This window comes from uncultured Microbulbifer sp. (assembly GCF_913055755.1).
Classification (GTDB): domain Bacteria; phylum Pseudomonadota; class Gammaproteobacteria; order Pseudomonadales; family Cellvibrionaceae; genus Microbulbifer.
The window spans coordinates 1-8,264 of record NZ_CAJXKH010000130.1 but is presented as its reverse complement, the minus strand read 5'-3'; the positions used below and the strand labels follow the sequence as shown (position 1 = coordinate 8,264).

Genomic DNA, 8,264 nt, shown 5'->3' with positions numbered 1-8,264 from the left:
TCCACGTAGCCGATCTCGTTGAACAGCTGGTCCAGCCAGCGCTGCTCGTGGCGCATGAATCCGGGGGTGTCCTGGTGGTCCTGCCAGTTCTGTACATCGGCGCGGCGGTGGGCCATACCCCAGTTGCCACAGAAGATGAAATCGCGGCGCTTGCGGCTGATCTTCGCCAGGTGTGCCTGCATATCGTCGAAGAACTGGACCTTGACCTCCAGTGACGCCTCATCAGTGGCCACCGGTGCCAGCAGGGAGCCGACACTCAGGCGTTCGAAGTCCGCCTGCAGGTAGCGCCCATACATATCCACGCCATTGGCAAAGCCCATACCGTAGATCAGGGCCTTGGGCTGGGCGCGGGTATAGATGGCAACGCCGTTTTCGTGGGGGGTGCCGGAATCGAAGAAGTAGCTGTAATAGCCGTCCGGGTGGAAGATGGGGTGATCCAGCTCCGGTTCCAGTGAGCGCAGATCCTGCAGGCAGATGATGTCTGCATCCTGATCTGACAGCCAATCGTACAGTCCGCGCTGTGCAGCCTGGTGCACACCGTCAACGGACAAACTCACTATTCGCATTATTAGCCCCTTACCAGCGGACTGTGTAAAATTGCAGTCGTTATTCGTCTGAACATTTTTTTGATTGCCGCTCCCCGTTCCCTGGGGACCTTCCTTCACCTTAGCCAATAGTTATCAATTTGCCATGCAGCAGTACCAGCGCGACTTTATTCAACTGGCCCTGGAGCACGACGTGCTCTGTTTCGGAGATTTTACGCTGAAATCCGGGCGCCAGAGTCCCTACTTCTTCAATGCCGGTCGATTCCACAGCGGTGCGGCGTTGGCCGCACTGGGCAACGCCTATGCCGAGGCGATTATTGCCTCTGGTGTGGATTTTGATGTCATATTCGGGCCGGCCTACAAGGGCATCCCGCTGGGTGCGGTGACCGCGGTGGCACTGGCGCAGAAAGGGGTAGATAAACCCTTCTGTTACAACCGGAAAGAGGCCAAGGACCACGGCGAGGGCGGAACCTTAGTGGGTGCGCCGCTTAAAGGCAAGGTTTTGATCATCGATGATGTGATTACCGCCGGTACCGCGGTGCGCGAAGTGATGCAGATCATCCAGCAGCAGGGGGCGGAACCCGCCGGCGTGGTGATCGGTCTCAACCGCCAGGAGAAGGCGGGAGATGATACCGACAAGTCCGCAATCCAGCAGGTAGAACAGGAATACGCGATTCCTGTGATCGGGATTGTGGAATTGGACGATATAATCTCCTATCTTAAGTCCGAGTCTGCGAGCGAGGATCTGCTGCAGAAAATCATCGAATATCGACAGCGTTACGGCGTCAGCACCGACAAATAGTGCGGAGTTGATGGATAGTCCGAAACGGGTCCAGCAATAACAAGAGGCAGGCGTGAAAACCGTATTTGCGCTGGCATTGGCCGGCGCCATTCTGACAACGGAAGTCGGGGCTGCAGAGCGCAACTGGGATGGGAAGGTGCTCTACCGGTATACCAACGACAGCGGCGTACAGGTGCTGGACGATACCGTGCCTCCCCGTTTTGTGGCGCGCGGTTATGAGGTTCTGACCCCCGCTGGCCGCGTGCTGCGGGTGGTGGAGCCGGAACTGACCGGCAAGGAGCTGGCGGCGAAGAAACGCCGCGAAGCCCGCGAGGCCGCCGACCTGCAACTCCTCAAACGCTACAACAGCGTTGCCGACATCGAGTCTGCACGCAAGCGCAAGCTTGCCATCGTGCAGCAGGATATCGCCATCCTGCGTTCCAATATGGTCACCCTGAACCGCCAGATCGAAAGCGAAGAGGCCGCGGCCGCGAGCACCCAGCGCAACGGTGGCACCGTTGCCCCCGAGCTTCTGCAGCGCATCGAGAACCTGCGCACCGAAGTGGCAGTGGTGCAGGAGCGCCTCGCGATGCGGGAGAAGGAGTCGGCGCAGATAGGCCGCGAATTCGATCAGGCGGCCAGCCGATATCAGGAAATAGCCGGCAAATAAGCCGGCTATTTTGTTTTCAACGGACTGCGGGCGATCTCACGCCTGCGCCGCCAGCGCACTTTCCCGGAAGAATCCCGCTACCAGTACCGGCCACTGCTCCGCCCAGTACTCGGTGGGTTTGCGTTTGAAGCCGCTGCGCACGTACTGGACGATACGTCCCTCCGCGCTGGCCAGCAGCAGGTTGGCGGCACCGCCGAGGGGGATCGCCGGGCGCAGCTGCTCGCGCAGCTCCGCTTCCCGCAGGATCTGCTTGAGCTGGGTTTCCAGGCGATCGAATAGCTGCAGGATACGGCCGTGCAGGCGCTCGGTCTCGCCGGTGAGGGCGTCGCCGGTCAGCAGGCGGGTAATTCCCGGGTTGCGTTCACAGAACGCCAGCAGCAGGTGCAGGATTTTCTGGCAGCGTCCGAGCGCAGTGGGTTCGTCCTGCAGGATCAGCTTTACGCGGCTGAAAATGGTTTCTTCGATGAACTCGATCAGCCCTTCAAACATCTTGGACTTGCTGGGGAAGTGGCGGTAGAGGGCCGCCTCGGAAAAACCCACCTCTTTGGCCAGGGCCGCGGTGGTGATGCGGGCGCCGGGGCTGGCCTCCAGCATGTGGGCCAGGGCCTGCAGAATCTGCTGGCGCCGATTGATTTTTTCGCTGCTCATGAACTGCCTTTACCCGGAATATTCAGCCGGGAACTGATTTTGTTGTTGTGCCGTTTTTTTGCTCTCTTTGATCGGCTTTTCTACGAGCAGTGTCAGAAGCCCCGTATTTGATGAAAAGCGCGCTAGCCGGCGGCAGAATCGTAACCATTCGCCGCCGCGGCATCAATTGTTAGTGCCTGTTAACAACGGTAATGTGATCGGAATCACGCACTTTTTTCTTGTTGCAGGTTGCTATTGGTGATCAGGGTGCCGACGCCGGTGTCGGTAAAGATTTCCAGCAGTACCGCATGGGGTACACGACCGTCGATGATGTGCGCCGAGGTGACGCCGGCCTTTACCGCGTCCAGGGCGCAGGCGATCTTCGGCAGCATGCCGCCGTAGATGGTGCGGTCGGCGATCAGTCCGTCCACTTCCAGGGTCGACAGGCCGGTGAGGACCTCGCCGTTCTTGTCCTGCAGCCCCGCTACATTGGTGAGCAACATCAGCTTTTCCGCTTTCAGGTACTCGGCGATCTTGCCCGCCACCAGGTCGGCGTTGATGTTGTAGGACTCGCCGCTCCGGCCCACGCCGATGGGGGCGATCACCGGGATAAAGTCGCTGTTGATCAGCATCTCGATCACGTCGGTATCGATGCTTTCCACTTCACCCACGTGGCCGATATCGATGATTTCCGAGGCGTGCAGGCCTGCGCTCTCCTCGTTGCGGCGCAGTTTTTTCGCGCGGATCAGCAGCCCGTCCTTGCCGGTAACGCCCACCGCGCGGCCGCCGTTCTTGTTGATCAGGTTGACGATCTGCTTGTTCACGGTGCCGCCGAGCACCATTTCCACCACGTCCATGGTCTCGCTGTCGGTGACCCGCATGCCGTCCACAAAGCGCGACTCGATGCTGAGTTTTTTCAGCAGTTCGCCGATCTGCGGACCGCCGCCGTGCACCACCACCGGGTTCATGCCCACCAGCTTCATCAGGATGACATCGCGGGCGAAGCTGTTTTGCAGCTCCTCATCCACCATGGCGTTGCCGCCGAATTTGACCACTACGGTCTTGCCGATAAAGCGCTGGATGTAGGGCAGCGCTTCATTGAGCACCTGCGCCACGCGCAGGGCGGATTTCTGATCCAGGGACATAGGGTTTTCCTTACCGCTCGGGGTTACTGCTGGTTTCTTTTGATCAGCCCGGAATCTTCAGGGCGGGGTCGATGGACTGCAGCTGGACGGCCACAATCTTGCGGATGCGCTCCAGCGCTTCTTCGCTCTCTGCTTCGAAGCGCAGGGTCAGGGCCGCGGTGGTGTTGGAGGCCCGCACCAGGCCCCAGCCGTCGGCGAATTCTATCCGCAGGCCGTCAATGGTGTTGAGGTCCGCCTCGCCGAAATGGCCCTGCTGGCGCAGCTTGTCGATCAGGGCAAACTTCTCCCGTTCCGGCACCGGCAATAGGATCTCCGGGGTATTGACCATCTGCGGCAGGGAGTCGACCAGCTCGTCCAGGGTCTGCTCCCGCAGCGCCATGATCTCCAGCACCCGCGCCGCAGCGTAGATGCCGTCGTCAAAGCCGAACCAGCGATCCTTGATAAACACGTGCCCGGACAGTTCCCCGCCGAGCAGCGCGCCGGTTTCCAGCATCTTGGTTTTCATCGGTGCGTGGCCGGTTTTCCACATGATCGGGCGGCCGCCGTACTGGGTCACCAGGTCGGCCAGCGCGCGCGAGCTTTTCACGTCGAACACCACATCGGAACCGGGGTTGCGCGCGAGAATATCCCGCGCCAGCAGCATCACCAGCTGGTCCGCCCACACGATGCGGCCGCTGCTGGTGACCAGGGTGACGCGGTCGCCGTCGCCGTCGAGGGCAATACCCAGGTCGGCGTTGTCGGCTTTGACGATCTGGATCAGATCCTGCAGGTTTTCCGGACGCGAGGGATCGGGGGCGTGATTGGGGAAGTTGCCGTCCACCTCGCAGTAGAGGCTTTCCACCGCACAGCCCAGCTGCTCGAACAGTTCCGGCGCCAGCTCCGAGGTGGCGCCGTTGCCGGCGTCGATCACGATATGCGGCTGTCCGGCGAGGGCGACGTCGTTGAAGATCTCGTCGATATACGATTCGCGCACGTCCTGGGCGCGGTTGCTGGCCTCGCCACTGGCAAACTTGCCGGACTTCATCAGCTCGTACAGGTCCGCCAGCTTTTCCTCCGCCAGCGGGCGCCCATTCAGCAGCATCTTGAAACCGTTGTACTCTGCGGGATTGTGACTCGCGGTCACCATCACACCGCTGCTGGTGTTCTTGCCCTTGGCGCAGGCGAAATACAGCACCGGCGATGGCACCAGCCCCAGGTCTACCACGTTACAGCCGCTTTCCAGCACGCCCTCCACCAGGCACTCCTGCAGCAACTCACTGCTGTTGCGGCCGTCGCGGGCCACCAGCAGGATTTTTTCACCGGCCTGCAGCGCCAGGGTGCCGAGCGCGCGTCCCAGCTGGTAGGCGAAGGGCTCATTGATCTCCTCGCCGGCGATACCGCGGATGTCATAGGCGCGAAACACATGCCGCGGGAATTCGGTGCTCGGGGTGCGCAACAGCGCCTTGCGCTCGGCTGCCTCCGCCCTGGCAGGTGCAGCGGGTGCGGCGGGTGTAGCCTGGGCCGGGGTGGATGGCAGCGCGGGCTCTGTTGCCGGTTGCAGATCTTCACGGCGCAGCTTAGCGCCCGCAGGTTTTTCGCTGCGGCGCGCGGTTTTTTCCCATGGCGCCGCGGAATCTCCCGGCATAAAGCGCCACAGCGCGAACAGTGTACCCAGCAACCCGAGCATCGCCAGGCTGTAGATCAGGCCGGCAGAGGTGCTGTGCTCCGCGGCAAAGCTGGCGGAGGGGGTGACGGTCACTTTCAGGTAGCTGCCCGGGACTGCAGCGGAAACCGCATTGCCTGCGGCGGCTTGCGCGGGAGAGTGCCAGAGCCCCCGTGCGGGGCCGCCGGCAAATTGCTGGTTCACCGCGATAGCGCCAGCATCGGTTTTCAGCTGATCCAGTTCCCGCGCAAACACGCCGAACGGTTGGCTGAGCAGCAGTGCGTCCCGCTGGGTGCCGAGGGCATAGTAAAGGCGCCACTTGTCATCGCCATCGCGCAGGAATTCCGGTTGCGGGGGCACCCCCTCGAGACTGCGCTTGAGCAGGTCGATCAGGGCAAAATTGAGCGGCGGCCGTCCGTTTCCCACCTGTAATTCTGCGGCGGTGAAGCGCTGTACCGATGCCTGCGGCAACAGGTCATTGCCGATGGCGGTGGTGCCGACGTTTTCCACCTTGCCGAGGGACGGCAGTTTCTGCTGCTGCAGGCTGAAGAACTGCTGCAGTTGCCGGGCGTGCGCGTCGGCCACTTGCTGACTGGCTGCGCGCACGCTTTCGCTATTGCGATCGGCGATAACATTGGTCAGCAGCAGGTGGCTGCCGCCGAACCAGGCTACTGCCGCCAGTAGCGCGGGGAGCAGCAGCTTGCTGTTAACCAGTGGTTTGTTTTCTGTCTGTGTTGTCGAAGCCACGAAATCTACCCGGACCAGTTTGCGTAAGCAGTTGTGTGCTTTTTGTTGTGTTGTTTGCGCGCGGCTCAGTGTCCGCCGAATGCGCGCTCGGCAATAATCCCCACCAGCTGTTTCGCCAGTTCGGTTTTCAGCGCCGCGGGCAGTGTCTGTTCACTGCTGCCGTCAATCACGATGACCTGGTTGCGATCGCTGTTGAAGCCCCCTTCGGGATTGCTCACATCGTTGGCGATGATCATGTCGAGATGCTTGCGCTGCAGTTTGCCGCGGGCGTGCTCCAGCACTTTTTCCGTTTCCGCGGCAAAGCCCACCACGAACGGCCGCAGGGCACTGCGGCCGGCGATATCGGCGACGATATCCGGGTTCTTTGTCAGCTGCAGTACGTCGGTGTCGTTGCCATCTTCCTTCTTTATTTTCTGCGCGGCGACCCTGGCCGGGCGGAAGTCCACCACCGCGGCGGCGGCAATAAAAATATCGCAGTGGTCGGCGGCCTCGTTGGCAGCCCTGTGCATATCGTCGGTGCTGACCACGTCCACCCGGGTCACGCCGGCCGGGGTAGCCAGTCGCACCGGGCCCGCAATCAGTGTCACTTCGGCACCGGCGCGGGTGGCGGCCTCGGCGATGGCGAACCCCATCTTGCCGGAGCTGTGGTTGCTGAGGTAGCGCACCGGGTCCAGCGCTTCGCGGGTGGGGCCGGCGGTGATCGCCACCCTCTTGCCCTTCAGTACCTGCTCCGGGGCAATGGTGTCGATCAGCCGCGCAACGATATCCAGCGGTTCGAGCATACGCCCGGGGCCGATATCGCCGCAGGCCTGGCTGCCGGCGCCGGGGCCGAGCAGGCTTACACCGCGGGCGTTGAGGGTCTGTGCATTGGCCTGGGTGGCCGGGTGGCGCCACATGGCCTGGTTCATGGCCGGGGCGAGAATCAACGGCGCCTCGCTGGCGAGGCACAGGGTGGATAGCAAGTCATCCGCCATGCCGGCGGCGAGCCGCGCCATCACACTGGCGCTGGCGGGCGCGATCAGGATCAGGTCGGCCCACTTGGCCAGTTCGATATGCCCCATGGCGGCTTCCGCGGCGGGGTCCAGCAGGTCGGTGTGTACCGGATTGCCGGACAGGGCCTGGAAGGTCAGCGGGCGCACGAACTCCTGGGCGCCGGCGGTCATGACCACGCGCACGCTGGCGCCGCGATCCTGGAGCCTCCGTACCAGGTCGGCGCTTTTATAGGCGGCGATGCCGCCGCTAACGCCCAGCAATATCCGTTTGTCGGCCAGGGAAGACATATTCTGTGGTTCCGATTCTGTGCAAGCGGGTAAGATTAGCATTTTAGCGCCGCCGGCAAGAAGTTTTGCGACTGCGGTGACCGTGCCGGGTATTAAGGGCACCGGCTCGCAGGGGAAGCGAGCATTTACTTATCGAGTTGGATTCAGGGAGGAATCATGGCCATTACGGACTGGCCGGCGGAGGAGCGTCCGCGGGAGAAGCTGTTACAGAAAGGCGCTGCGGCGCTGTCGGATGCGGAGTTGCTGGCGATTTTCCTGCGCACGGGGCTGCCGGGGGTATCGGCGGTGGACCTTGCGCGGCAGCTGCTGGCGGACTTTGGCGGCCTGCGGCCGTTGCTGGAGGCGGATCGCAAGGCGTTCTGTGCCGGCAAGGGGCTCGGCGACGCGAAGTTTGTACAGTTACAGGCTGTGCTGGAGATGGGCCGCCGGCACCTGGCGGAGGATCTTCGCCGCGAGAGTGCGCTGACCAGCCCCCAGGCGGTGCGTGACTACTTGGCCGCCCAGCTGCGCCACCGTACCCGCGAGGTGTTCTGCTGCTTGTTTCTGGACAGCCAACATCGGGTAATCGCCTACGAGGAGCTGTTCGAGGGCACCCTGAACGCGGCCAGCGTCTATCCCCGCGAGGTGGTGCAGGCGGCGCTGATGAAGGGTGCCGCAGCGGTCATCCTCGCCCACAACCACCCTTCCGGGGTCAGCGAGCCCAGCCAAGCGGATATCCACATCACCGAACGGCTGAAAGACGCCCTCGCCCTGGTGGATATCCGGGTGCTGGATCACCTGATAGTCGGTGAAGGTGGCGGCTGGTCCTTTGCCGAGCAGGGGCTTCT

8 protein-coding genes are annotated in these 8,264 nt (G+C 62.3%); 3 read left to right on the top strand and 5 right to left on the bottom strand.

Annotation, left to right across the window (positions count from 1 at the left end; genetic code table 11):
- Positions 1–566, bottom strand: a 566-nt coding sequence (locus QZ511_RS15730) for an exodeoxyribonuclease III (protein ID WP_295803832.1), incomplete at its 3' end; no start/stop codon positions are given.
- Positions 567–690: 124 nt separating this feature from the next.
- Between QZ511_RS15730 and pyrE the strand changes: the two genes are divergently transcribed.
- Positions 691–1,347 (top strand): orotate phosphoribosyltransferase, encoded by a 657-nt coding sequence (gene pyrE, locus QZ511_RS15725; protein WP_295803829.1) that lies wholly within the window; start codon positions 691–693, stop codon positions 1,345–1,347.
- A 52-nt stretch (positions 1,348–1,399) separates the two neighbouring features.
- Positions 1,400–1,996, top strand: a complete 597-nt coding sequence (locus QZ511_RS15720) for a hypothetical protein (protein ID WP_295803826.1) — start codon at positions 1,400–1,402, stop codon at positions 1,994–1,996.
- 36 nt (positions 1,997–2,032) lie between these two features.
- On the opposite strand, the gene slmA is transcribed toward QZ511_RS15720, so the two are convergent.
- The 4 genes from slmA to coaBC form a co-directional block, all read right to left on the bottom strand.
- Positions 2,033–2,644, bottom strand: a complete 612-nt coding sequence (gene slmA / locus QZ511_RS15715) for a nucleoid occlusion factor SlmA (protein WP_295803823.1) — start codon at positions 2,642–2,644, stop codon at positions 2,033–2,035.
- A gap of 203 nt (positions 2,645–2,847) precedes the next feature.
- Entirely contained in the window at positions 2,848–3,768 is a 921-nt protein-coding gene (argB, locus tag QZ511_RS15710) for an acetylglutamate kinase (RefSeq protein WP_295803820.1), read from the bottom strand.
- A 43-nt stretch (positions 3,769–3,811) separates the two neighbouring features.
- A complete protein-coding gene (locus QZ511_RS15705; RefSeq protein WP_295803817.1) occupies positions 3,812–6,157 on the bottom strand; it encodes a phosphomannomutase/phosphoglucomutase in 2,346 nt (781 codons plus the stop codon).
- Between the two features lie 65 nt (positions 6,158–6,222).
- Positions 6,223–7,437 (bottom strand): bifunctional phosphopantothenoylcysteine decarboxylase/phosphopantothenate--cysteine ligase CoaBC, encoded by a 1,215-nt coding sequence (coaBC, locus tag QZ511_RS15700; protein WP_295803814.1) that lies wholly within the window; start codon positions 7,435–7,437, stop codon positions 6,223–6,225.
- Between the two features lie 156 nt (positions 7,438–7,593).
- Between coaBC and radC the strand changes: the two genes are divergently transcribed.
- Positions 7,594–8,264 (top strand): DNA repair protein RadC (radC, locus tag QZ511_RS15695; protein ID WP_295803812.1); only part of this gene is annotated, 671 nt, incomplete at its 3' end.

What these genes read in the sequence shown, in the direction of transcription:
- pyrE (WP_295803829.1), top strand. Translation starts at nt 691, where the DNA reads ATGCAGCAGTACCAGCGCGACTTTATTCAACTGGCCCTGGAGCACGAC.
- slmA (WP_295803823.1), bottom strand. Translation starts at nt 2,644, where the DNA reads ATGAGCAGCGAAAAAATCAATCGGCGCCAGCAGATTCTGCAGGCCCTG.
- argB (WP_295803820.1), bottom strand. Translation starts at nt 3,768, where the DNA reads ATGTCCCTGGATCAGAAATCCGCCCTGCGCGTGGCGCAGGTGCTCAAT.
- coaBC (WP_295803814.1), bottom strand. Translation starts at nt 7,437, where the DNA reads ATGTCTTCCCTGGCCGACAAACGGATATTGCTGGGCGTTAGCGGCGGC.